The sequence below is a fragment of the Serratia sp. GW822-FHT06E05 genome (assembly GCF_058799445.1).
In genome coordinates this window covers 135528-158217 of record NZ_JBXALM010000007.1, presented here as the reverse complement: position 1 = coordinate 158217, position 22690 = coordinate 135528, and the positions used below count along the sequence as shown (strand labels likewise).

Here is a 22690-nt window from a genome sequence, read left to right as displayed (position 1 = left end):
AACGGATGCAACAAAATTACAAAAATATAACGGTAACAGCAACCTGAGTGGCAGCCGCGTAAAGCGGGTTGCCAAGATGTTCACTGGGTTGCTACCCTGTCTGTTGTAACCGTTAACACGGTTGCTATGCGTATAACTAAAATACAAGAAATTCCTCTTTGACTGGCCAGTAGCGATATTGGCCACTTTTTTACTGCGCCTGCAGCATCGCCGGCAGATTATCCTCGCCATACAGATGCAGTGCGCCTACCGCCACCACGTAATTTCCTGGCGGTAACGCCTCCAGCTTTTGTTGCCAGTCGCGATTTCGTTGGTGCATCAACACGTCATACAGATCGGCGCTGAATGTGGCGGGCAGGGTTTCGAGCATACCGCTGGGTTTTGCGTCTAGCCACCAACTCACCATGGTTTGCAGCAAGCGTGCGTTGGTGTGCCAGTGCTCCAGCGTGTCGCGCAGCAGTGCTATTCCTCCCTCCGGTAACTGTTCGAGCATATTCATCTGGTGTTCCGCCCCTTCCAGCTCAATCACCTTTTTATGCTGGTCTCTGGCCGCCTGCAACAGTTGATAATCCACGCCGTATTCGGCGCGTAATCCCAATCGCTGAGCCTGACGGGCTTGCATCATCAACGCTACCTGCCAGCCGGGCAGGGTGGAAAAACTGTCGGCGTCGGCACCCAGCTCCTGGCACAGCGTCAGCAATTGCTGAAATTCTGACTCTGAGAGCCGCTGTTCAAGCTCCGGTTGCTGTTCGATGTGGTCAAAGGGCGAGGCGGAACCGGTGATGTCGGCTTCAACAATCAGGGCATCTGCCTGTTTGAGGCGAGCTGCCAGCTTGGCCGGCAGCGGCGACATATCCACCGTGCCCATATGAATGCTGCCCACCAGATGGAACTGACGATCGCCGGGCAGCCGAATATCCAGCGCCGGGTAGGCGTAAGTCATCGGGGATATCAGGCCGAGAAAGGCGGCGATTCGGCGTAACAGTTGACCCATACAGCGTGGCTCCTGAATAGCGTGTTCACCCTTGGCTTGGCAAGGTGAGGATTCCCCATGCTAAACGCTATCCACCGGACAAGAAAGCCTGAAGAGTGAAGGAATTATCCCAAAGAAAAAGGGGCGCACTATTTGCGCCCCTTGGGTATTTAGCGTTTGGGTTTAAAACGCAGCAGTCGGTTGGCGTTACTGACCACGGTAATGGAGGACAGCGCCATAGCAGCGCCCGCCACCACCGGGCTGAGCAGGGTGCCGGTCAACGGATACAGTACCCCGGCGGCAATCGGGATGCCGAGCGTGTTGTAAACAAAGGCCCCCAGCAGGTTCTGCTTCATATTGCGCAATGTGGCTTTAGACAGCTCAAGCGCATCGGCGACGCCGTTCAGGCTGTGGCGCATCAGGGTGATGGCGGCAGTCTCAATGGCGATATCGCTGCCGCCTCCCATGGCAATGCCGACATCGGCCTGCGCCAGCGCCGGCGCGTCGTTGATACCGTCGCCGATCATGGCTACGCGGTGACCCTGCGCCTGCAGCTGTTTGATCGCTTCGGCTTTGCCCTCCGGCAACACGCCGGCAATCACCCGGTCGATACCGGCCTCTTTGGCAATGGCGTTGGCGGTCACCGGGTTATCGCCGGTTAACATCACCAACTGATAGCCCTGACGGTGCAAGCGCTGTAGCGCTTCCACGCTGTCGGCGCGCAGCGGATCACGGATGGCGAACAGCGCGGCCGGCTTACCCTCGACGGCCAGCAGCACCGGCGTAATGCCGCGCTCTGCCTGTTGCTGCATCTGTGTGTCCAGCTCGGTGGTGGCCACCTGATGCTGTTGTAATAACGCAGCATTGCCCAGCAGCAACTTCATGCCGTCCACTTCGCCGCTAACGCCGGCACCGCGCAGGGTACGGAACTGCTTAACCTGCGGCAGCGCTTGTCCTTCGGCATGATCAACGATGGCACGGGCCAGCGGGTGGCTGGCGCCCTGTTCCAATGCGGCAGCCCAGCGCAGTGCCTGCTGCTCGCTCACCTGGTTAAACGTGAGGATTTCTACCACCCGCGGCTGACCTTCGGTCAGGGTGCCGGTTTTATCAAACACCAGGGTGTCGAGTTGGCTTGCCTGCTGCAAGGCATCGGCATCACGTACCAACACGCCAAATTCGGCGGCGCGGCCCACTCCGGAGATGATCGACATCGGCGTCGCCAAACCCAGTGCGCAAGGGCAGGCGATGATCAAGACCGTGGTGGCAATCACCAGCGTATAAACCAGCTGCGGTTGCGGGCCGAAGAAATACCAGATTGCGGCGCTGAACAGGGCGATAGCCACTACCGTCGGGACGAATACTGCAGAAATGCGATCCGCCAGCTTACCGATCTCAGGCTTACTGCTCTGCGCCTGACGCACCAGCTTGATGATGCGTGCCAGGGTGGTTTTGCTGCCGATAGCGCCGGCACGGAATAGCACACTGCCGTCATCGACCACCGTCCCGGCATGTACGGTATCACCCACGCTTTTTTGTTGCGGTACCGCCTCGCCGGTCAGCATTGCTTCATCCAGCCAGACTTCACCCTGAATTATCTCACCGTCTACCGGGATACGATCGCCGGTCGTCAGCCGCAGCGTCATGCCGAGCTGCACCTGCGCCAACGGGATGCTTTTCTCGCCATCGTCGGTCACCAGGCGCGCCGTCGGCGGCGTCAGATCCAACAGCCGTTCCAGCGCCTGTGATGAGCGCTGGCGAGCGCGTTGTTCCAGCGCATGGCCCAGGTTTATCAGACCGATGATCATTGCGCTGGCTTCGTAGTACAGATGCCGCGCCGCCATCGGGAAGAAATCCGGCCACAGGTTGACGCTGATTGAATACAGCCAGGCGGCACCGGTGCCCAGTGCGACCAGGGTGTCCATGGTGGCGCTGCCGTTCATCAGCGCGCGCCAGGCATTACGATAGAAATGCCCGCCGGCGAACACCATCACCGCCAGCGTGAGCAGGCCGACCAGCAGCCACGGACGCTGAGTTTCTGGCGTCAGTGACATGCTGCCACCAAACAGCCCCCAGGCCATCAAGGGGATACCCAGCGCCAGGCCAAGCGCGGCTTGCCAGCGAAAACGCTTCATATTGGCCTGGGCAGTTTGCTGTTGGCGCTCGCGGCGTTCGGTTTCGTCCTGGATCATTTCTGCGCCGTAACCGGCTTTCTCGACCGCCGCGACCAGCGCTTGCGGATCGGCGCTGCCGGTGATCAGCGCGCTGCGTTCCGCCAGATTGACGCGCGCCTGATCTACACCGGATACGCTTTGTAGTGCATTTTGCACTTTACTGACGCAGCTGGCGCAGCTCATGCCACTGAGCAAAAGCTGCACGCTGTCATCATCATCGCCATTAGAGGTTGCCGGAAGGGGAGACGAGGCCGTTGCCTGGGTTTCCGGCAATACAGGGACTGATTCAGTCAACGGCTCAGTTTTTGGGGAGGTAGCGGCTCCGGCAAGGCTGGCGTGATAACCCGCGTCTTCAACTGCGGCGATCAACGCCTCGGGAGCAGCGTCACCGTAAACCTTGGCGCTGTCGATACTGACGTCGGCGGCAATCACCCCCGGCACCGCTTCCAGCGCTTTGCGGGTGCTGGCAGCGCAGTGCATGCAGCTCAGACCGTTCAACTGCAGCTCGGTATCCGGCTGTTGCGCCACGGCGGCCTGATAGCCGGCAGCGACTACGCTGTCGATCAGCGCCTGGCTAGACGCCTCGCCAGTGACTTTGGCATAGTGGACATTGACCTCTGCCTGTTCGACATCTTCGCGGCTTTCCAGGGCTTTTTTCACCCGCTGCGCGCAGTTCATGCAGGTCAGTCCCTGCAATGCCAGCACTGTGGTTTGTGACATGATTCGATTCCTCGCTCAGGTGCGGTGTTTAAAGGTTGACCGCTTAGCCTATTTTCACTAAGAATGGAGTCTAAACCTTCCAGCAAGGGGAAGGTCAAGGGGGATAAATGAATATCAGCGACGTGGCGAAAAAAACCGGTTTAACCAGCAAGGCAATCCGCTTCTATGAAGAGAAAGGGCTGGTTACCGCGCCGATCCGCACCGATAACGGCTACCGCAGCTACAGCCCGAAGCACATTGAGGAGCTGACGTTGCTGCGTCAGGCGCGGCAGGTGGGGTTTAACCTGGACGAATGCGGCGAACTGGTGGCGTTGTTCAACGATCCGGCCCGTCACAGCGCCGATGTGAAAGCACGCACCCTGCAAAAAGTGGCGGACATTGAAAAACACATCGCCGAGTTGGGTGAGATGCGCCAGCGTTTACTGGCGCTGGCGGATCAGTGCCCGGGGGATGACGGGGCAGAGTGCCCGATCATTAATAACCTGGCAGGGTGTTGCCACAACCATTAACGAATAACGGCGCGGATCACCAGCGTTATGCCTTCGACGGCGATCACTTCCACCTCGGTGCCCACCGCCAGATCGTCACTGGCCTGCGCACGCCAACTGCTGTCGCCGATGTTAATGCGCCCCATGCCGTTGTGCATGGGTTCCGTCAGCGTAGCGCGGGTGCCAATCAGCTGGCGGTTGCGCTGGTTCAGCACCTGAGAGCCGCTGGAGGCCGCCGCCGGACGTTGGCGCAGCCAATACCACCACAGGTAGGCCACCACCACGGTCAGCACGGCAAAAATCACCCCCTGCCATTCCCAGGCCAACTGCGGCAACAGCCAGACGATCGCGCCGACCACCACCGCGGATACGCCGCTCCATAGCAGGTAGCCGCTGGCGCCGAGCATTTCGGCCGCCAGCAGCAGCCCGCCAAGGGAGAGCCAGAACCAGTGCGGGTTTGCTGCAATTTGTTCGAGCATGATTATTTGCCTTTGGTGTCTTTCAACAGCTCGGCAATGCCACCAATTGAGCCGAGCAGGCTGCTGGCATCCAGCGGCATCATGATGACTTTACTGTTATTGGCGGAGCCGATCTTCTGCAGCGCATCGGTGTATTTCTGCGCCACAAAGTAGTTCACCGCCTGGATATTGCCGCTGGCGATAGCATCGGAAACCAGTTGAGTCGCACGAGCTTCGGCTTCCGCGGCACGTTCACGGGCTTCCGCCTGCAGGAACGCCGACTGACGCTCACCTTCCGCCTTGAGGATTTGCGACTGTTTGTCGCCTTCGGCACGCAGGATAGCGGCCTGGCGCACGCCTTCGGCCTCCAGAATATCCGCACGCTTGGTTCGCTCGGCCTTCATCTGGGCGTTCATTGCCGAGATTAACTCTGCCGGTGGACGTACGTCACGGATCTCGATACGGGTGATTTTAATACCCCAGGGGTTGGTGGCCTCATCGACAATGTGCAGCAGGCGACTGTTGATGCTGTCACGCTGCGAGAGAATTTCGTCCAGCTCCATTGAGCCGAGCACGGTACGGAAGTTGGTCATGGTCAGGTTGACGATCGCCAGTTCCAGGTTGCTGACCTCATAAGCGGCACGGGCCGGATCCACCACCTGGATAAAACACACCGCATCGATGGCCACATTGGCGTTATCGCGCGAGATGATTTCCTGAGATGGAATATCCAGTACCTGTTCCATCATATTGATTTTTCTGCCGATGCGGTCCATAAATGGCACCACCAGGTTTAAACCTGGCATCAGCGTTTTGGTGTAGCGGCCGAAGCGTTCCACCGTCCATTGGAACCCCTGCGGAACAATTTTGACGCCGGCAAATACGATGATTAGCGCGACGACAATCACGATGGGAATAAGGGTAAACATGGCAAACCTCCTGTCGGACATATGTAAACGAATATTACGCCAGCTACCGTGCAAAGACTAATAAATCAGGGGCGTTGTGCCATTAACATTCCAAATTGGCATGTTTCCAATAATTTTAATTCATTTCATGACGTTGTCCGCCTTGGCTAGAGTAAAAAGCATTGCCGTTTTTCACTTCAAATATTTGTCATTTATATTTGCGACTATGCTTTTTGAAATGACATCTAGCGCCAAGGATTGTTATGGACTCAATCAGTGTTGATGAACTCGCCCCGAAAAAAGATCGTTGGTATCGCATTGTGGAAGAATTGTTGTCCTCCGCTGATGTGGCCATCAACGGCAACCGCGCCTGCGATATCAAGGTACATAATCCGGCGTTGTTTAAACGCATTTTGCAGGAGGGATCGCTCGGGTTCGGCGAAAGCTACATGGATGGCTGGTGGGACTGTGAGCGACTGGATGTGCTATTTACCCGCATTCTGCAGGCGGGCGTCGATGAGCGTTTGCCTAAAAACCTGAGCGACATTGCGCGCATCGCCTATGCCCGGCTGTTTAACCGTCAGTCGCGTAAACGCGCCTGGCAGGTGGGTAAGGAGCATTACGATATCGGTAACGATCTGTTCCGCGCGATGCTCGATCCCTATATGCAATATTCCTGCGGCTATTGGAAAGACGCTGACACGCTGGAGCAGGCGCAGCAGGCCAAGTTGAAAATGATCTGCGAGAAGTTGCAGCTGAAACCCGGTATGTCGCTGCTGGACATCGGCTGTGGCTGGGGCGGATTGGCTCAATATGCGGCAGAAAACTACGGCGTGTCCGTGTATGGCGTGACGATTTCCGCCGAGCAGCAAAAGCTGGCGCAGGAACGCTGTCAGGGATTGGACGTGGAGATACAACTGCAGGATTATCGCGATCTTGACCGTCAGTTTGACCGCATTGTCTCCGTCGGCATGTTCGAACACGTGGGGCCGAAGAACTACGACACGTATTTCCGCGTGGCGGCGCGCAACCTCAAGCCCGATGGGCTGTTCCTGCTGCACACCATAGGTGCTAACCAAACCAATTTGCACGTCGACGCCTGGATAGACAAATACATTTTCCCCAACGGCTGCTTGCCATCGGTACGGCATATTTCCGAGGCCAGCGAAGGGCGTTTTGTAATGGAGGATTGGCACAATATTGGCGCCGATTACGATCGAACGCTGATGGCCTGGTATGAGAATTTCAAACGGGCGTGGCCGCAGCTGGCCGAAGAGTATTCCGAGCGGTTCGAACGGATGTTCACCTATTACCTGAATGCCTGCGCCGGCGCGTTCCGTGCACGGGATATTCAGCTATGGCAGGTGTTGTTCAGCCCGAAGGGGGTGGACGGTGGGGTTCGTGTTTACCGCTGATATCCCCTTCGTCTTTCCAGCCACATCGTTGTTGGCTGCACGCTCGAGCCCTGGTCACTTAGTTATCTAAGCTCCCAGGGCTTCTCGCGTTTGCCGCCTAGATGTGGCGGGAAATCCATTGGGGATCTGTCCCAAATAACTAAGGCCATACCCTAAATAATTGGAGTTGCATCACGGCGGCAAGTTTGTAAGTCCCCAGGAGCTTACTTAAGTAAGTGACTGGGGTGAGCAAACGCAGCCAACACAGATGCAGCTTCAAGTATGACGGGTATTAATACAGTAATGAATACAACTGACGGCGGTATTTAGCTGCTAATGCGTCACCGGTGCCCAGCGCGGCCAGAATATCCATCAGCGTCTTGCGCGCGTTGCCATTGGCGGCGGCGAGATCTTTCTTCAGATGCCCCATCAGCAGCTCCAGCGCTTCTTCATTACGCCCGACCTGATGCAGTTGCAGCGCCAGCTGCACGGCTAAATCGACGTTCTCCGGTTGCTGTTCCACCTGCTGTTGCAACTGTTGAATTTCCGGCGTGTCGGCAGCCTGCTTCAGCAGCTCAATCTGCGCCACCAGACCCTGATAGCGGGTATCACGATCCTGCAGCGGAATGGTCGCCAGCACGGTTTCGGCATCTTCAGTGCGGTTCAGCGCTATCTGGGTTTCTGCCAGTGTCAGGCCAATATCGCTGCGTTGCTGGCTGGCTTGCCAGGCGTCTTTCAACAGCGGTAACGCCTCAGTGGCATTGCCTTCGGCCAGCAATTCAGTCGCCTGCGCCAGCTTCAAATCTTCTTCTTTGGGCAGGAAACGCTGCAGGAATTCGCGGATCATCTCTTCCGGCTGCGGGCCCTGGAATCCGTCGACCGGCTGGCCGTCTTTGAACAGGTACACCGTCGGCAAAGAACGCAGGCCAAACTGGGCCGCGATGGCCTGTTCGGCGTCGCAATCCACTTTTGCCAGCACGAACTGACCGGCATATTCCGCCGCCAGTTTGTCCAGTATCGGGGTGAGCTGCAGACAGTGTTGGCTGCGATCCGACCAGAAGTAGAACACCACCGGCAGGGACATTGACTGTTCCAGCGTCTGGTGCAGGTTAGTTTCGTTAATATCAACAACAGCTTGAGCTAGCATGTATTTTCTCTCTGATCTTGCGGAGCCATTGGCTTTTAAATGGGGGCGGAGTGGCGTTCTTCAACCCCGCCGACCCAATTAACCGTTGCTGCGCAGCAGCCAGTCCAGGCAGCGGCCCGGCAGGATGCGACGCAATACGCTGAGCGCGTGCGCCAGCAGGGTCACCGGGTAACGCAGTTTAGCCCTTGGACTTTCCAGCGCGTGGCGCAATTTGGGCAAAATGGCTTCCGGCGGCAGCGTCAGGCGCTTGGCAATACCGGGGTTATGCACCGGTTTGTCGCTCTGCGCCTGATTGACGTTCTGGGTAAAGTGGGTGGAGATGGGGCCGGGCTCAATCAGGCTGACCTGAATGCCGGTACCGTGCAGCTCCATACGCAGAGCATCGGACCAGGCTTCCAGCGCAAACTTGCTGGCGGCATAGGCACCGCGTCCGGCGCTGGAAACCAGCCCCATCACCGAACTGGTCTGAATAATGCGCCCCTCGCCGTGCGGCAGCATCGCCGGCAACAGCAACTGGGTTAACTGATGGGTGCCAAACAGGTTGGTGGCGAATTGGCGTTCCAGCTGCTGGCGCGAAATGCTGCTCAGCGGCCCATAAACGCCAAAGCCGCCGTTGTTGAACAGGCCGTACAGCCGATTGTCGGTCAGTTCGATCACCTGTGCGGCGGCACGTTCGACGCTGGCGCTGTCGTCCAGATCCAGCTCAATGCCTTCCAGCCCAAGCTGGCGCATGTTTTCCACGTCCTGCGGTTTGCGGCAGGCGGCCAGCACGCGGTAGCCACGGTTACGCAGATCCTGTGCTGCAATCAATCCAATCCCGCTGGAACAGCCGGTTATCAACACTGCTTTTTGCATAACTTTACCTAGTGTACAACGCTATTTAGTTAGACTCATGTTTTACTAGAGGTTCCAGACGTTCCGCCATCCAGGTGGCGATAAACGGTTGGGCATCCTTATTGGGATGCAATCCGTCATCCTGCATCCATTCCGCTTTTACCACCACCTGTTCCATATAGAACGGCAGCAGCGGAATGTTGAACTGTTTGGCCAACTGAGGGTAAACCGCGCTGAAGGCCTCGGTATAACGGCGGCCATAGTTGGGCGGGATGCGGATCTGCATCAGCAGCGGCTGTGCGCCGGCCTGCTGTACCAAGGTGATGATTTGGCCGAGATCGCGCTGCAGGTCCTGTGCCGGGAAACCTCGCAGACCATCGTTGGCGCCCAATTCAATCAGCACCCAGCGCGGCTGGTGCTGTTTTAGCAATTCGGGCAGGCGGGCCAGCCCCTGTGCAGCGGTGTCGCCGCTGATACTGGCGTTGACCAGTTGCGGATCGCCCGGCTTTTTCTGCCATTGATCGGCCAACAGCGTCGGCCAGGCCTGCGCCACCGGCAAGCGATAACCGGCGCTTAAACTGTCGCCTAAAATCAACAGGGTATCGGCGGCGACAGCGCGTAAACTGAATAATCCCAACAGCAAAAGGAAGGGAAGATGCCAGCGGAAAACGTTCTTGAAGTTCATCATCTTAGTAAACACGTTGGTCAGGGTGAGCATCAGCTCTCCATCCTTACCGGAGTCGAGCTGGTTGTCAAACCCGCGCAGACAATTGCCCTGATTGGCGAGTCCGGTTCGGGCAAGTCAACGCTGCTGGGGATCCTCGCCGGGCTGGATGACGGCAGCGAAGGGGAGGTGCATTTGTTGGGCGAATCGCTGACCGCGCTGGACGAAGAGGGCCGCGCCGCGCTGCGTGCCAAAAATGTCGGCTTTGTCTTTCAATCATTTATGCTGGTGCCGACGCTCAATGCGCTGGAAAACGTGCAGTTGCCGGCGCTGCTGCGCGGTGAAAGTGACCGCCAGAGCCGTGAGCAGGCGATGCAACTGTTGGAACAGTTGGGTTTGGGCAAGCGCCTTGATCATTTGCCGGCGCAGCTCTCCGGTGGCGAACAGCAGCGGGTGGCGCTGGCGCGGGCGTTTAGCGGGCGGCCACGGGTGCTGTTCGCCGATGAGCCGACCGGCAATCTCGATCGCCAGACCGGCGAGCGCATCGCCGATTTACTGTTTTCACTCAACCGCGATTTCTCCACCACCTTAATCCTGGTCACCCATGATGAAACCCTGGCGGCGCGCTGCCAGCGGCGGCTGCGCCTGCGCGAAGGCAAGCTGTGGGAGGAAGCATGATCTGGCGCTGGTTCTGGCGCGAGTGGCGCTCGCCGTCGCTGCTGATCGTTTGGCTGGCGCTGACGCTGTCGATGGCCTGCGTACTGGCATTGGGCAGCATCAGCGATCGTATGGACAAGGGCCTGAGCCAACAGAGCCGCGATTTTATCGCCGGTGATCGTGTGCTGCGCAGCGCCCGGCCGGTACCGGAAGGCTGGCTGCTGGATGCGCAGCAGCAGGGGCTGAAGGTCAGCCGGCAGCTGTCGTTCACCACCATGACCTACGCCGGAGACCGGCCGCAGTTGGCGGACGTGAAGGCCACCGATCTGGCCTATCCGCTGTACGGCAAGCTGGAGACCCGTCCGGCTAATGCCAAGCTGACGCCGGGCAGCGTATTGGTCGCACCGCGTTTGCTGGCGCTGTTGAACGTAAAGGTGGGGGATACGTTGGACGTGGGCGACACCCAACTGCGTATTGCCGGTGAAATCATTCAGGAGCCGGATTCCGGCTTTAACCCGTTCCAGACCGCGCCGCGTATCATGATCAATCTGGCGGATGTGGATAAAACCGGGGCTGTGCAGCCGGGCAGTCGCCTGACCTACCGTTATATGTTTGCCGGAGCTGCGCAGGATATTCAGCGTTATGAAGATCGCCTGACGCCGCAGCTCGGCCCGGATCAACGCTGGTTCGGACTGCAGGAATCCGGCAGCGCATTAGGCAAATCGCTGCAGCGTTCGCAGCAGTTCTTGCTGTTGTCCGCATTGCTGACTTTGCTGCTGTCGATTGCCGCCGTAGCGGTGGCGATGAGCCACTATTGCCGCAGTCGTTACGATCTGATCGCGGTGCTGAAAACGCTGGGTGCCGGTCGTAGTGCGTTGCGTAAGCTGATTGTCGGCCAGTGGCTGGCGGTGATCCTGCTGGCTGCGGTATGCGGGGGGATTATCGGGTTGGGATTTGAGGCGGTGTTGATCCGTCTGCTGGCTCCGGTGTTGCCGGGGGAGCTGCCTGCCGCCGGGACCTGGCCGTGGCTGTGGGCGATCGGCGCGTTGCTGATGATTTCGCTGCTGGTGGGGCTGCGGCCATACCGGCAGCTGTTGGCGACTCAGCCGCTGCGGGTGCTACGCCGCGATGTGGTGGCTAACGTCTGGCCGCTGCGCTACTTCCTGCCGGTGACGGCGGTGATTGTGGTAGCGTTGCTGACCGCGCTGATGGGCGCCAGCACGCTGCTGTGGTCGATCCTGGCCGGTATTCTGGTGCTGGCCTTGCTGTTGGGCGCTATCGGTTGGGGCAGCCTGCTGCTGCTGCGTCGTATTACGCTTAAAAACCTGGCGCTGCGTCTGGCGGTCAACCGTCTGTTGCATCAGCCTTGGGTGACGGTGAGCCAACTGGCGGCCTTTTCGCTGTCGTTTATGCTGTTGGCGTTATTGCTGGTGTTGCGTGGCGATCTGCTCGAACGCTGGCAACAACAACTGCCGCCGGACAGCCCAAACTACTTCCTGTTGAACCTGACCGAAGCGCAGGTGCCGCAGGTGAAGACTTTCCTGCAACAGCATCAAATTGCACCTGAGACCTACTATCCGATTGTCCGTGTTCGCCTGACCGAGATTAACCAGCAGGTGGCGACCGAACGGGTGCACGAGGACGATCCTGGCGGTGAAGCGGTGAATCGCGAACTGAACCTGACCTGGCTGGCGGATTTGCCTGCGCACAATCCTTTGCTGGCGGGCAGTTGGCCGCCTAAGACCGGCGAAGTGTCGATGGATCAGGGTATTGCCGGGCGGCTCAAGATCAAGCTGGGCGATACGCTGACCTTCAGTGGCGATACCCAGTCGTTCAGCGCCAAGGTGACCAGCCTGCGGCAGGTGGATTGGGAAAGTCTGAAGCCGAACTTTTACTTTATCTTCCCGCCGGGTGCGCTGGACGGTCAGCCGCAAACCTGGCTCACCAGTTTCCGCTATGACGGGGACGGCCAGATGTTAACCCAGCTCAACCGTCAGTTCCCGACGCTCAGCCTGCTGGATATCGGCTCGATCCTCAAACAGGTGGGCGGCGTGCTGCAGCAGGTCAGCCGCGCACTGGAAGTGATGGTGGTGCTGGTGGTGTTGTGTGGCGGCCTGTTGCTGATGGCCCAGGTGCAGGTGGGGATGCGTCAGCGACGTCAGGAGTTGGTGGTGTATCGCACGCTGGGCGCAGGCAAGCGCCTGTTGCGCAGTACGCTGTGGTGTGAATTTGCCCTGCTGGGGCTGGTGGCGGGCATCGCCGCTGCGGTGGGCGCTGAGGCGGCACTGTGGCTGTTGCAAAGCCAGGTGTTTGACTTCCCGTGGGCACCGACACCGGTGCTGTGGTGGGCACTGCCGTTGCTCAGCGCGCTGTTGCTGTCGCTGTGTGGCGGTTGGCTGGGCGTGCGTTTGCTACGTGGTCAGGCGCTGTTCCGCAGCTACGACGGCTAGTTCCTTCAGGTTATCGACCGGCCCATTGTCAGGGGCCGGTCGACGTTACTCTCCGCACGACCCGTTTCTCGTTAACACTACCGCTTTCAATCCCTGCCTTGATCTGTCGGCCATTCTCTTGGCCGAACCCTGAGTGAAATCGGTTACAATTTTGCTTCGGGTTACTCAATTTATTGGGAGCGGCCAAGGTAAAATGATATTGCTGTCATCGCCATATTAGGGCATGAATGCTTATGTTTAGCCTTTAAAATCAGTGGTAAGTGTTGGTTTTAAGGTTGTGTTTCTGTTTTTATCTAAACAAATAATAAATGTAATCGTTTCCACTAATGTGATCGCACTCACTTCTCTCTGGCGAATTGCCTCCTATCATACGGGCAACTTAAGCACGTTATCGTTTGGAGGCTGTATGAGTACTACCGTCAAAGTGTCGGCGGCTGAAAAGAGCCAGAGCAATGCAGGGATGACTTTTTTCGTCTGTTTTCTGGCCGCACTGGCTGGGTTACTATTCGGTCTGGATATCGGGGTTATTGCGGGTGCTCTGCCGTTTATCACCGACTCGTTTAACATCACCAGCTCCCAGCAGGAGTGGGTGGTCAGCTCAATGATGTTTGGGGCGGCGGTTGGCGCCGTGGGGAGTGGCTGGATGAACTTCCGTATCGGGCGTAAATACAGCCTGATGATTGGCGCCGTGTTGTTTGTCGTTGGTTCACTGTGCTCAGCAGCGGCTCCCAACGTGGAAATCTTGCTGATTTCTCGCGTGCTGCTTGGGCTGGCGGTGGGGGTGGCTTCTTATACCGCGCCGATTTATCTGTCTGAAATTGCCCCGGAGAAAATTCGCGGCAGCATGATCTCGATGTATCAGTTGATGATTACCATCGGCATTCTGGCGGCCTACCTGTCGGATACCGCATTCAGCTATACCGGCGCCTGGCGCTGGATGCTGGGCGTGATCACCATCCCTGCGGTATTGCTGTTGATCGGCGTGTTCTTCTTGCCGGATAGCCCGCGCTGGCTGGCTTCGCGCAACCGCCATGAGCAGGCGCGCCAGGTATTGGAAAAGCTGCGTGACACCAGCGCTCAGGCGCAGCACGAACTGAACGAAATTCGCGAAAGCCTTAAGCTGAAACAGAGCGGCTGGGCGCTGTTTAAAGACAATAAAAACTTCCGCCGCGCCGTGTTCCTTGGCGTCCTGCTGCAGGTGATGCAACAGTTCACCGGGATGAACGTCATCATGTACTACGCACCGAAAATTTTTGGCCTGGCGGGCTTTGCCAGTACCGCACAGCAGATGTGGGGGACGGTGATTGTCGGCCTGGTTAACGTGCTGGCGACCTTTATTGCCATCGGGTTGGTTGACCGCTGGGGGCGCAAACCGACGCTGACGCTGGGCTTTGTCGTCATGGCGGTGGGCATGGGCGCGCTGGGGACCATGATGAATGTGGGCATGACCTCGCCGGCCGAGCAATACTTTGCCATCATCATGCTGCTGATGTTTATTGTCGGTTTTGCCATGAGCGCCGGCCCGCTGATTTGGGTGCTGTGTTCAGAGATCCAGCCGCTGAAAGGCCGCGATTTTGGCATAACCTGTTCTACCGCCACCAACTGGATTGCCAACATGATCGTCGGGGCGACGTTCCTGACCATGCTCAATTCGCTGGGTAGCGCGCACACTTTCTGGGTGTACGCAGCGCTTAACCTGGTATTTATCTTCATCACGCTGGCGTTGATTCCGGAAACCAAAAATATCTCGCTGGAGCATATCGAACGCAATCTGATGGCCGGTAAACCGTTACGCAACATTGGTTCGCGCTAGCCGACAGGCTGGGCATAGGATATTCGTTCAGGCATCTGGCGTTAACGCCAGATGCTGACGACAGGAGGATATTATGGCGATTTTGGTGACCGGCGGTGCCGGATACATTGGTTCGCACACCGTATTGGCGCTGCTGGAACGGGGTGAAGATGTGGTGGTGCTGGACAATTTGGTCAATGCGTCTGAGGAGTCCTTGCGACGCGTAGCGCAGCTGACGGGCAAAGCCGCAAAGTTCTATCGGGGTGATGTACAGGACGCAGGCTGCTTGCAGCGGATCTTTAACGAGCAGCAGATTGCTTCGGTGATCCACTTCGCCGGTCTGAAGGCGGTAGGGGAGTCGACCCAGAAACCCCTGGAGTATTATCAAAACAACGTGACGGGCACGTTGGTACTGCTGGAAGCGATGCGTCAGGCCGGCGTTCACCGGTTTATCTTTAGCTCCTCCGCCACGGTGTACGGTGAAAATGCGCCGGTGCCTTATCGCGAGGATATGCCGATTGGCGGCACTACCAGCCCTTACGGTACCTCAAAATGGATGGTGGAGCAGATCCTGCAAGATTTTGCCAAGGCCGAACCGACATTTTCGATTATCGCGCTACGCTACTTCAACCCGGTAGGCGCCCATGAGTCGGGGCTGATTGGTGAAGATCCCAGCGGCATTCCCAATAACCTGCTGCCGTATATCGCGCAGGTCGCTATTGGCCAGCGTGAAAGCCTGAGCGTGTTCGGCGGCGATTACCCGACCAAAGACGGCACCGGCGTGCGTGATTACATTCACGTGATGGATGTTGCTCAGGGCCACCTGGCGGCGATGGACCACTTAAAACAGATCGCCGGTTTCAAAGCCTATAATTTGGGCTCGGGGGTAGGGTATTCGGTGTTGGAAATGGTGCAGGCTTTTGAGAAAGCCTCGGGGGTAACCATTCCCTACCAGATTTTACCGCGCCGTGCGGGCGATCTGCCTGCCTTCTGGGCCGATGCCAGCCTGGCGAAACTGGAGCTGGGCTGGCAAGTGCAACGCGGCCTTGATCTGATGATGCGCGATACCTGGAACTGGCAAAGTAAAAACCCGCAGGGCTACCGCCAATAGTTTTTCATCGACAGTAAAAAAGGGTTCAGCTTGCTGAACCCTTTGTTTTTAGTGCGGCGTAACGCTTAAGTCAGCTTTTGCTGCGCCCAGGCCAAACCGCTTTGGTATTCGGCCGGTAACAGCGGTGCCAAAGCCTGCAATGCCTGTTGCAACGCACCGGCGTCGGGATCGTTCAGGTTGAGATGCCCAACCTTGCGGCCCTCGCGCACCTCTTTCTCGTACCAGTGCAGATGCACCAGCGGTAACGCCAGCCACTGCTGATTTACCGCGGTACCGATCAGGTTGACCATCACCGACGGGGTGCTCACGACCGGCTTCGGCAGCGGCAGGGCGAGAATGGCACGCAGGTGCAGTTCGAACTGGCTGATAGACGCGCCGTTTTGCGTCCAGTGGCCGCTGTTGTGTACCCGAGGAGCCAGTTCGTTAATCAACAGACGATCGCCAACGATAAAACACTCCATCGCCATGACGCCGACGTAGTTCAGTTCATCAAGGATCGCCGTCAGCATCTGTTCAGCTTGCTGTTGCAGCGCAGGATTGGGCTGCGGCAACGCCACGCTGGTGCGCAGAATGCCTTCTTCATGCAGGTTATGGGTCAGCGGATAGAACACCGATTTACCGTCGTGTCCGCGTGCGCCGACCAATGAGACCTCGCCGGAGAAGTTAATCCCCTGTTCGACGATGCATTCGCCATAGGCATCGGCCGGCAGTTCGGCTTCCTGACCTGGGCGCAGACGCCACTGACCCCGGCCGTCGTAACCGCCGACGCGACGTTTAACGATAGCCAGTTCGCCCAGGGTCGCGAAAACCTGCGGCCACTCGGCGACGTCGGTCAGCAACTGCCAGGGGGCAGTGGCCAGGCCGAGCTGATCGAGTAACTGTTTTTGCGTCAGGCGGTCCGCCAGACGGGGGAAAATATCGCGGTTAACGAAGCTGTTGTGGGTCGCCAGCTCACGCGTCAGCGCGGTTTCCGGCCAACGCTCGATTTCGGCGGTGATCACGCTGTTTTGATAAGGTACCGCTTCCGGCTCGGCGTCGAGGCCAACCGGATAGACGGCGATCCCCAGCGGCTCACCGGCCTGGCGCAGCATACGCCCCAATTGACCGTTACCCAGTACGCAAACCGGCTTCATGCTTCCTCCCGCGGGTCCGGGTTATTCAGCACCTCGTCAGTCTGCGCCTGACGCCAATCGGCCAGGCGTTGCGCCAACTCAGCGTCATGCAACGCCAGAATTTGCGCTGCCAGCAGTGCAGCATTGGCGGCGCCGGCCTTGCCGATCGCCAGGGTGCCTACCGGAATACCGCGCGGCATTTGCACGATGGAATACAGGCTGTCCACGCCGCTCAAGGCAGCGCTTTGCACCGGCACACCCAGCACCGGCACCAGGGTTTTCGCCGCCAGCATGCCCGGCAGGTGCGCAGCACCGCCCGCACCGGCAATGATCACGTCGATACCCTTGGCGCTTGCCTGTTCGGCAAAGCTGAACAGCTTGTCTGGCGTGCGATGAGCGGAAACGACTTCGACATGGAACGGGACGTCGAGTGAGGTCAGGACTTCGGCCGCAAACTGCATGGCGGCCCAGTCACTTTTCGATCCCATTACAATTGCGATTTTAACCTCAGCGTGAGTGGCTGAAGCGGCGTTGGCTCCCATGGGTGTAAGGCTCCTGTAATTGTACAAACGACGGCCGATTGCCTGCGGCGGGAGGCCGAATGAGGGCGTAGAGCATACCATGAGCGAACGGCAAGGAAAACGGTTGCGTCGCCGGTTTTGATCGTCAAAAGCGCGAATTTTTATACCCGCGCGTGAAGTCAGAAGCTTAGAAAGGGAATTGGATCAGTTCGACGGCGTCGGCGCTGACTTTGATCATCGAGCCTTCTTCATGCCAGGCACCCAGCACTAAACGGTGAGCTTTGCCGTTGCTCAGCGTCAGCTCATGCACGGCCGGACGATGCGTGTGGCCATGGATCATCCAGTGAACCTGGTGGTTCAGCATGGTTTGCTCAACCGCCTGCGGGTTGACGTCCATGATGGCGTCCGATTTGTATTGGTTGCTTTGCCGGCTGCGGGCACGCATTTTAGCGGCGATCTTAAGGCGCCAGCGTAAAGGCATTGCTAGGAACAATTTTTGAATCAGTGGGTTGTGCACTTTTCGGCGGAACTGTTGGTAGGCCTGATCGTCGGTACACAGCGTGTCACCGTGCAGGATCAGGATTTTGCGGCCATACAGGTCCAGCACCTTTTCTTCCGGCAGCAGTTGCATGCCGCTGGCACGGGCATAGCGCTTGCCCACCAGAAAATCACGGTTGCCGTGGATAAAGTAACAGGGCACGCCTGCCTGTTGCAGCGTCTTCAGCGCCGCGGCGATTTCAGCATGCAGCGGTTCGGGATCGTCATCGCCGATCCAGGCTTCGAACAGATCGCCGAGTATGTACAGGGCTTCGGCGTGTATGGCATCTTGCCGCAAAAAACGCAGAAAACCGGCAGTAATTGCCGGTTCCTGTGCGCTTAAGTGCAGATCTGCAATGAACAGCGTGTTCATTCAGCTGCGATTACTCGCTGACGGTAACGCTGGTGACGATCACGTCTTCTACCGGTACGTCCTGGTGCATGCCGCTGCGGCCAGTTTTCACGGCTTTGATCTTGTTAACCACGTCCATGCCTTCAACCACTTCAGCAAACACGCAGTAGCCCCAACCCTGGGCGTTTTCGCCGCGGAAGTTCAGGAAGTCGTTGTCTGCTACGTTGATGAAGAACTGTGCGGTCGCGGAGTGTGGATCGTTGGTACGCGCCATTGCCAGGGTACCGATGGTGTTTTTCAGACCGTTGTTGGCTTCGTTCTTGATGGTGGCTTTGGTGTCTTTCTGGCTCATACCTGGCTCAAAACCGCCGCCCTGAATCATGAAGCCATTGATAACACGGTGGAAAATGGTGTTGTTGTAGAAACCGTCACGGCAGTAGTTCAGGAAGTTTTCAACGGTAACCGGTGCTTTGTCCGCGAAGGTGTTGATAACGATGTCGCCGTGATTAGTGTGGAAAGTAACCATAGTTTTAGTCCTAACAAGATGAAGTGAGATGTCACATGGAGCGAGTGAACTATCAGACCGCCGTTATAACATATCTCCTGTAATGAGTCAGCAGCGGCTAAACCGTGCTCAGGCTGTGGTAAATGGTGACTTGTTATATTATAACATTAGTGGCAATCGCTGATTTATCACCGTTTTCCACCTCTGAGCTCAGCAAAGCGCGGCCTTAACCTTGCATTAGATCAGGCTTCGGGTTTCAATACGCTGCTGGGTGAACAACCTTAACCCTGGTTATCATTTTTGTTATCACGCACACCACGGAATGTCCCGATGCTAAAGATTTTTAATACCCTGAGTCGTCAAAAAGAGGAATTTAAACCCATTCATGCCGGTAAAGTGGGCATGTACGTGTGCGGGGTAACCATCTATGACCTGTGTCATATCGGGCATGGGCGTACCTTCGTTGCTTTCGACGTGGTGGCACGTTATCTGCGCTATCTCGGCTACTCGCTGAACTATGTGCGTAACGTCACCGACGTTGACGACAAAATTATCCGCCGCGCGACTGAAAATGGCGAAAGCTGCGATCAACTGACCGCACGCATGCTGGCGGAGATGCACGCCGACTTCGATTCTCTGCTGATCGAACGCCCGGACATTGAACCGCGTGCGACCCAGCATATCGCCGAGATCATTGAGATCACCCAGCGCCTGATCGATCGCGATCACGCGTATGTGGCCAGCAACGGCGACGTGATGTTCTCCATCGACAGCGATCCGCAATACGGTTTGCTGTCACGCCAGGATCTGGATCAGCTGCAGGCCGGTGCGCGCGTAGAAATCGACGACGTGAAACGCAACCCGATGGACTTCGTGCTGTGGAAGATGTCCAAGCCGGGCGAACCGAGCTGGGCGTCGCCTTGGGGCGCAGGGCGTCCGGGTTGGCACATTGAATGTTCTGCCATGAACTGCAAGCAGCTTGGTACCCATTTTGATATCCACGGTGGCGGTTCCGATCTGATGTTCCCGCACCACGAGAACGAAATTGCCCAGTCGAGCTGCGCCCACGACGGCCCGTACGTCAATTACTGGATGCATTCCGGCATGGTGATGATCGACAAAGAAAAAATGTCGAAATCCCTGGATAACTTCTTCACTATTCGCGACGTACTGGGTTACTACGACGCTGAAACCGTGCGTTACTTCCTGATGTCCGGCCACTATCGCAGCCAGTTGAACTATAGCGAAGAGAATCTGAAGCAGGCCCGTACCGCTCTGGAACGCCTGTACACTGCGCTGCGTGGCACAGATGCCAACGCCCAACCGGCCGGCGGCGACGTGTTTGAAGCCCGTTTCCGTGAAGCCATGGACGACGACTTCAACACGCCGGAAGCTTACTCGGCGCTGTTTGATTTGGCGCGTGAGGTTAACCGTCTGAAAGCTGAAGACATGACGGCGGCGAACGGCATGGCTGCAGAGCTGCGCAAGCTGGCGAAGGTGCTCGGTCTGCTGCAGCAGGAACCTGAACAGTTCCTGCAGAGCGGCGCACAGGTCGATGATGGTGAAGTGGCGGAGATCGAAGCCTTGATCAAGCAGCGTAACGATGCGCGTAAAGCCAAAGATTGGGCGTTGGCGGATGCCGCGCGCGATCGCTTGAACGAGATGAACATCGTGCTGGAAGATGGCCCGCAGGGAACCACCTGGCGCCGTAAGTAATCCGCTTTAGGCTACAAACAAAAAAGGCGCTGAGTTAATCTTCAGCGCCTTTTTCTATGGAGCGGGGATTACGGCTTAACTACAACCTTACCGCCGTTAAACTCCACGACCTGATCGGCAACGATTTTGCAGCGTTTGCGCGTTTCGACTTTGCCGTTCACTTTCACCTGCCCATCGGCGATGACTTCTTTGGCGGCGCCGCCGCTTTCACACCAGCCCTGGAATTTGAGCAGGTCGCACAGTTCGACGTGCGGGTGATTATCCAGATTAAAAGTTTCCATACTGCCTTACTTATTTAGGTTGAACGTCGTGATATTCCTCGCAGGCCTGCAAGGTATTTTGGATCAGTGTAGCAACGGTCATTGGACCCACGCCACCCGGAACCGGAGTAATGTAGGCGGCGCGTTCGCTTGCGGCGTCAAAATCCACGTCGCCGACCACTTTACCACTTTCCAGACGGTTAATGCCGACGTCCACCACGATAGCGCCAGGTTTTATCCAGTCGCCCGGAATAAAGCCTGGTTTGCCGACCGCCACGACCAGCAGATCGGCGTTTTCAACGTGGTGGCGCAGGTTCTTGGTGAAACGGTGGGTCACGGTGGTGGTGCACCCGGCCAGTAGCAGCTCCATGCTCATTGGGCGGCCAACGATGTTGGACGCGCCAACCACGACGGCATTCAGGCCATAGGTATCGATATTGTAACGCTCGAGCAGGGTGACGATACCGCGTGGGGTGCAAGGGCGCAGTTTTGGCGCACGTTGGCACAGGCGGCCAACGTTGTACGGATGGAAACCGTCGACGTCTTTATCCGGATGAATACGCTCCAGCACCTTGACGTTGTCGATACCGGCCGGCAGCGGCAGCTGCACTAAAATGCCGTCGATCTCACCGTCGGCGTTCAGCCGATCGATCAGCGCCAGCAGTTCAGCCTCACTGGTGGTGGCAGGCAGATCGTAAGAGCGGGAGAGGAAGCCCACTTCATCACAGGCGCGGCGCTTGCTGGCGACGTAAATCTGTGAGGCGGGGTTCTCGCCAACCAATACGACAGCCAGGCCCGGAGCGCGTTTTCCGGCGGCCAGACGTTGTTTAACTTGCTCAGCCACTTCGTTTCTAACCTGCTGCGCAATCGTTTTACCATCAATAATCTTTGCTGACATCAGTGAGGAAATCCATCAATTAAGAAAAGCGGGGGATGACGCTATTTTGTCAGAAGCGGAGCGCGCTGTCAGGCGCTGAATCGCGATCGACGGTGTTTGCCTGGTGTGATTTACGCTTTTTTTATGCCAACGGCAGGATCCTCTACGCCTTTTTTACCGCTCGCTGCGTAAGCTGTGGCTACTCACACTGAGGGCGGGAGTCAAAATCATGATGCTCATTACCCGGTTGCACTTTTTACACCTGCCTGTTGATAGCCAGGCATGCCAACCAAGACACGTGGGGGAAACGGTATTCGATTCGTCCTTGCATCCGGCTGACGTTGCGCAGCTGATTGCCCTGCATCAGCTTGCCGCACACAAAACGCCGCCCTCATGGAGAACGCGCCTGGGCGCATTGTGCCGGAGGCTGCGTGCATGAGAAACATCAAAGGGATGGGTTTTATGCTGCTGGTATGGGGGCCAATGGCGCAGGCTTCGTTAAATGCCGCACCGATTAGCGCAGCTTTACTGCAGCCGTTATCGGCGGCTTGCAACCTGTTGGCGGCCCAGCATGCCGATTGGGGAAACATCAACGCGATGGTGCGCTCGGCTCGCGTTTGCCTGCAGCGTCCGGCAGAACAGCAACAGTCGGATCGTATGCCAGAACAGGCTGATGCCGGCCTGGTACAGCGTAACAGCAGCCTGTTACCGGACTTAACCCAAGGGAAATGACGCGGTTAACTCAATGCGGGGCGGCGGTAATGACTGAAAATTCATCATAAAGCACGGCTGCTGACGTAACGTCATGAAAAGGCATTGACTCAATGATCTCTGACCGTATAATCCAACCCGCAACTCCCGGTTGCCGCATCCCAATGCGCCCTTAGCTCAGTTGGATAGAGCAACGGCCTTCTAAGCCGTAGGTCACAGGTTCGAGCCCTGTAGGGCGTACCATTTTGAAGTCAACACACCTCTACTGAATTCGCTTTTTATCCTTTATACTCCCTGAAATTACTGAATTTTTCTGTCACGAGCTCTATCGA

The 22690-nt window shown here is 57.3% G+C and carries 21 protein-coding genes and 1 tRNA gene; 9 read left to right on the top strand and 13 right to left on the bottom strand.

The window, feature by feature from the left end:
• Window positions 1-190: 190 nt before the first annotated feature.
• Window positions 191-994: a TraB/GumN family protein gene (locus AC1RKC_RS17005; RefSeq protein ID WP_046374329.1), complete on the bottom strand. Its 804-nt coding sequence runs from the start codon at window positions 992-994 to the stop codon at window positions 191-193.
• 149 nt (window positions 995-1143) lie between these two features.
• Complete coding sequence (copA, locus tag AC1RKC_RS17000; protein ID WP_046374328.1) at window positions 1144-3864, bottom strand: copper-exporting P-type ATPase CopA; 2721 nt, start codon at window positions 3862-3864, stop codon at window positions 1144-1146.
• Between the two features lie 107 nt (window positions 3865-3971).
• Here copA and cueR point away from each other — a divergent pair, with 107 nt between their 5' ends.
• On the top strand, window positions 3972-4373 hold the full coding sequence (cueR, locus tag AC1RKC_RS16995) for a Cu(I)-responsive transcriptional regulator (protein ID WP_020825549.1): 402 nt from the start codon (window positions 3972-3974) through the stop codon (window positions 4371-4373).
• Here cueR and AC1RKC_RS16990 read toward each other — a convergent pair.
• Both AC1RKC_RS16990 and AC1RKC_RS16985 read right to left on the bottom strand, forming a co-directional pair.
• Window positions 4370-4831, bottom strand: coding sequence for an NfeD family protein (locus AC1RKC_RS16990; RefSeq protein WP_020825550.1), 462 nt, complete (start codon window positions 4829-4831; stop codon window positions 4370-4372). The genes cueR and AC1RKC_RS16990 overlap by 4 nt on opposite strands.
• A 2-nt stretch (window positions 4832-4833) precedes the next feature.
• Window positions 4834-5739 carry an SPFH domain-containing protein gene (locus AC1RKC_RS16985; RefSeq protein WP_020825551.1) on the bottom strand — a complete coding sequence of 302 codons (906 nt, stop codon included), beginning with the start codon at window positions 5737-5739 and terminating at the stop codon, window positions 4834-4836.
• A gap of 242 nt (window positions 5740-5981) precedes the next feature.
• Here AC1RKC_RS16985 and cfa point away from each other — a divergent pair, with 242 nt between their 5' ends.
• Entirely contained in the window at window positions 5982-7133 is a 1152-nt protein-coding gene (gene cfa, locus AC1RKC_RS16980) for a cyclopropane fatty acyl phospholipid synthase (RefSeq protein ID WP_046374327.1), read from the top strand.
• Between the two features lie 271 nt (window positions 7134-7404).
• Here cfa and AC1RKC_RS16975 read toward each other — a convergent pair whose 3' ends face one another.
• The 3 genes from AC1RKC_RS16975 to tesA form a co-directional block, all read right to left on the bottom strand.
• A complete protein-coding gene (locus AC1RKC_RS16975) occupies window positions 7405-8259 on the bottom strand; it encodes a co-chaperone YbbN (protein WP_041414284.1) in 855 nt (284 codons plus the stop codon).
• Window positions 8260-8337: 78 nt separating this feature from the next.
• Complete coding sequence (locus AC1RKC_RS16970; RefSeq protein WP_020825554.1) at window positions 8338-9114, bottom strand: SDR family oxidoreductase; 777 nt, start codon at window positions 9112-9114, stop codon at window positions 8338-8340.
• Window positions 9115-9139: 25 nt separating this feature from the next.
• On the bottom strand, window positions 9140-9778 hold the full coding sequence (tesA, locus tag AC1RKC_RS16965; protein ID WP_044548763.1) for a multifunctional acyl-CoA thioesterase I/protease I/lysophospholipase L1: 639 nt from the start codon (window positions 9776-9778) through the stop codon (window positions 9140-9142).
• On the opposite strand from tesA, the gene ybbA reads away from it, so the two are divergent.
• From ybbA to galE, 4 genes are all read left to right on the top strand, one after another.
• A complete protein-coding gene (ybbA, locus tag AC1RKC_RS16960) occupies window positions 9749-10435 on the top strand; it encodes a putative ABC transporter ATP-binding protein YbbA (RefSeq protein WP_116691039.1) in 687 nt (228 codons plus the stop codon). The two genes, tesA and ybbA, sit on opposite strands and share 30 nt — an antisense overlap.
• Window positions 10432-12864: a putative ABC transporter permease subunit YbbP gene (ybbP, locus tag AC1RKC_RS16955; protein WP_046374325.1), complete on the top strand. Its 2433-nt coding sequence runs from the start codon at window positions 10432-10434 to the stop codon at window positions 12862-12864. Before ybbA ends, ybbP begins: the two co-directional genes overlap by 4 nt.
• Window positions 12865-13270: 406 nt before the next feature.
• Window positions 13271-14677 (top strand): sugar porter family MFS transporter, encoded by a 1407-nt coding sequence (locus AC1RKC_RS16950; protein ID WP_020825558.1) that lies wholly within the window; start codon window positions 13271-13273, stop codon window positions 14675-14677.
• A gap of 73 nt (window positions 14678-14750) precedes the next feature.
• On the top strand, window positions 14751-15767 hold the full coding sequence (galE, locus tag AC1RKC_RS16945) for a UDP-glucose 4-epimerase GalE (protein WP_261138676.1): 1017 nt from the start codon (window positions 14751-14753) through the stop codon (window positions 15765-15767).
• A gap of 65 nt (window positions 15768-15832) precedes the next feature.
• Here galE and purK read toward each other — a convergent pair whose 3' ends face one another.
• The 4 genes from purK to ppiB all read right to left on the bottom strand — a co-directional run bounded on the left by purK (window position 15833) and on the right by ppiB (window position 18815).
• Window positions 15833-16900 (bottom strand): 5-(carboxyamino)imidazole ribonucleotide synthase, encoded by a 1068-nt coding sequence (gene purK, locus AC1RKC_RS16940; RefSeq protein WP_197820172.1) that lies wholly within the window; start codon window positions 16898-16900, stop codon window positions 15833-15835.
• Entirely contained in the window at window positions 16897-17421 is a 525-nt protein-coding gene (purE, locus tag AC1RKC_RS16935) for a 5-(carboxyamino)imidazole ribonucleotide mutase (protein ID WP_261138672.1), read from the bottom strand. Before purE ends, purK begins: the two co-directional genes overlap by 4 nt.
• Before the next feature lie 166 nt (window positions 17422-17587).
• The gene (lpxH, locus tag AC1RKC_RS16930) at window positions 17588-18310 is read right to left on the bottom strand and encodes a UDP-2,3-diacylglucosamine diphosphatase (RefSeq protein ID WP_198639715.1); all 723 of its coding nucleotides are present in this window, start codon (window positions 18308-18310) and stop codon (window positions 17588-17590) included.
• A gap of 10 nt (window positions 18311-18320) precedes the next feature.
• Window positions 18321-18815, bottom strand: coding sequence for a peptidylprolyl isomerase B (ppiB, locus tag AC1RKC_RS16925; RefSeq protein WP_020825563.1), 495 nt, complete (start codon window positions 18813-18815; stop codon window positions 18321-18323).
• A gap of 309 nt (window positions 18816-19124) precedes the next feature.
• Between ppiB and cysS the strand changes: the two genes are divergently transcribed.
• Window positions 19125-20510: a cysteine--tRNA ligase gene (cysS, locus tag AC1RKC_RS16920; RefSeq protein WP_046374321.1), complete on the top strand. Its 1386-nt coding sequence runs from the start codon at window positions 19125-19127 to the stop codon at window positions 20508-20510.
• Between the two features lie 68 nt (window positions 20511-20578).
• On the opposite strand, the gene ybcJ is transcribed toward cysS, so the two are convergent.
• Together ybcJ and folD are read right to left on the bottom strand one after the other, a co-directional pair.
• The gene (ybcJ, locus tag AC1RKC_RS16915) at window positions 20579-20791 is read right to left on the bottom strand and encodes a ribosome-associated protein YbcJ (RefSeq protein ID WP_012005606.1); all 213 of its coding nucleotides are present in this window, start codon (window positions 20789-20791) and stop codon (window positions 20579-20581) included.
• A 10-nt stretch (window positions 20792-20801) separates the two neighbouring features.
• Entirely contained in the window at window positions 20802-21668 is an 867-nt protein-coding gene (folD, locus tag AC1RKC_RS16910) for a bifunctional methylenetetrahydrofolate dehydrogenase/methenyltetrahydrofolate cyclohydrolase FolD (protein ID WP_020825565.1), read from the bottom strand.
• 414 nt (window positions 21669-22082) lie between these two features.
• Between folD and AC1RKC_RS16905 the strand changes: the two genes are divergently transcribed.
• The gene (locus AC1RKC_RS16905; RefSeq protein ID WP_261138668.1) at window positions 22083-22379 is read left to right on the top strand and encodes a hypothetical protein; all 297 of its coding nucleotides are present in this window, start codon (window positions 22083-22085) and stop codon (window positions 22377-22379) included.
• A gap of 145 nt (window positions 22380-22524) precedes the next feature.
• Window positions 22525-22601: transfer RNA gene (locus tag AC1RKC_RS16900), tRNA-Arg, on the top strand.
• The last annotated feature ends 89 nt before the right edge of the window (window positions 22602-22690 follow it).

What these genes read in the sequence shown, in the direction of transcription:
- AC1RKC_RS17005 (WP_046374329.1), bottom strand. Translation starts at nt 994, where the DNA reads ATGGGTCAACTGTTACGCCGAATCGCCGCCTTTCTCGGCCTGATATCC.
- copA (WP_046374328.1), bottom strand. Translation starts at nt 3,864, where the DNA reads ATGTCACAAACCACAGTGCTGGCATTGCAGGGACTGACCTGCATGAAC.
- cueR (WP_020825549.1), top strand. Translation starts at nt 3,972, where the DNA reads ATGAATATCAGCGACGTGGCGAAAAAAACCGGTTTAACCAGCAAGGCA.
- AC1RKC_RS16990 (WP_020825550.1), bottom strand. Translation starts at nt 4,831, where the DNA reads ATGCTCGAACAAATTGCAGCAAACCCGCACTGGTTCTGGCTCTCCCTT.
- AC1RKC_RS16985 (WP_020825551.1), bottom strand. Translation starts at nt 5,739, where the DNA reads ATGTTTACCCTTATTCCCATCGTGATTGTCGTCGCGCTAATCATCGTA.
- cfa (WP_046374327.1), top strand. Translation starts at nt 5,982, where the DNA reads ATGGACTCAATCAGTGTTGATGAACTCGCCCCGAAAAAAGATCGTTGG.
- AC1RKC_RS16975 (WP_041414284.1), bottom strand. Translation starts at nt 8,259, where the DNA reads ATGCTAGCTCAAGCTGTTGTTGATATTAACGAAACTAACCTGCACCAG.
- AC1RKC_RS16970 (WP_020825554.1), bottom strand. Translation starts at nt 9,114, where the DNA reads ATGCAAAAAGCAGTGTTGATAACCGGCTGTTCCAGCGGGATTGGATTG.
- ybbA (WP_116691039.1), top strand. Translation starts at nt 9,749, where the DNA reads ATGCCAGCGGAAAACGTTCTTGAAGTTCATCATCTTAGTAAACACGTT.
- tesA (WP_044548763.1), bottom strand. Translation starts at nt 9,778, where the DNA reads ATGAACTTCAAGAACGTTTTCCGCTGGCATCTTCCCTTCCTTTTGCTG.
- ybbP (WP_046374325.1), top strand. Translation starts at nt 10,432, where the DNA reads ATGATCTGGCGCTGGTTCTGGCGCGAGTGGCGCTCGCCGTCGCTGCTG.
- AC1RKC_RS16950 (WP_020825558.1), top strand. Translation starts at nt 13,271, where the DNA reads ATGAGTACTACCGTCAAAGTGTCGGCGGCTGAAAAGAGCCAGAGCAAT.
- galE (WP_261138676.1), top strand. Translation starts at nt 14,751, where the DNA reads ATGGCGATTTTGGTGACCGGCGGTGCCGGATACATTGGTTCGCACACC.
- purK (WP_197820172.1), bottom strand. Translation starts at nt 16,900, where the DNA reads ATGAAGCCGGTTTGCGTACTGGGTAACGGTCAATTGGGGCGTATGCTG.
- purE (WP_261138672.1), bottom strand. Translation starts at nt 17,421, where the DNA reads ATGGGAGCCAACGCCGCTTCAGCCACTCACGCTGAGGTTAAAATCGCA.
- lpxH (WP_198639715.1), bottom strand. Translation starts at nt 18,310, where the DNA reads ATGAACACGCTGTTCATTGCAGATCTGCACTTAAGCGCACAGGAACCG.
- ppiB (WP_020825563.1), bottom strand. Translation starts at nt 18,815, where the DNA reads ATGGTTACTTTCCACACTAATCACGGCGACATCGTTATCAACACCTTC.
- cysS (WP_046374321.1), top strand. Translation starts at nt 19,125, where the DNA reads ATGCTAAAGATTTTTAATACCCTGAGTCGTCAAAAAGAGGAATTTAAA.
- ybcJ (WP_012005606.1), bottom strand. Translation starts at nt 20,791, where the DNA reads ATGGAAACTTTTAATCTGGATAATCACCCGCACGTCGAACTGTGCGAC.
- folD (WP_020825565.1), bottom strand. Translation starts at nt 21,668, where the DNA reads ATGTCAGCAAAGATTATTGATGGTAAAACGATTGCGCAGCAGGTTAGA.
- AC1RKC_RS16905 (WP_261138668.1), top strand. Translation starts at nt 22,083, where the DNA reads ATGAGAAACATCAAAGGGATGGGTTTTATGCTGCTGGTATGGGGGCCA.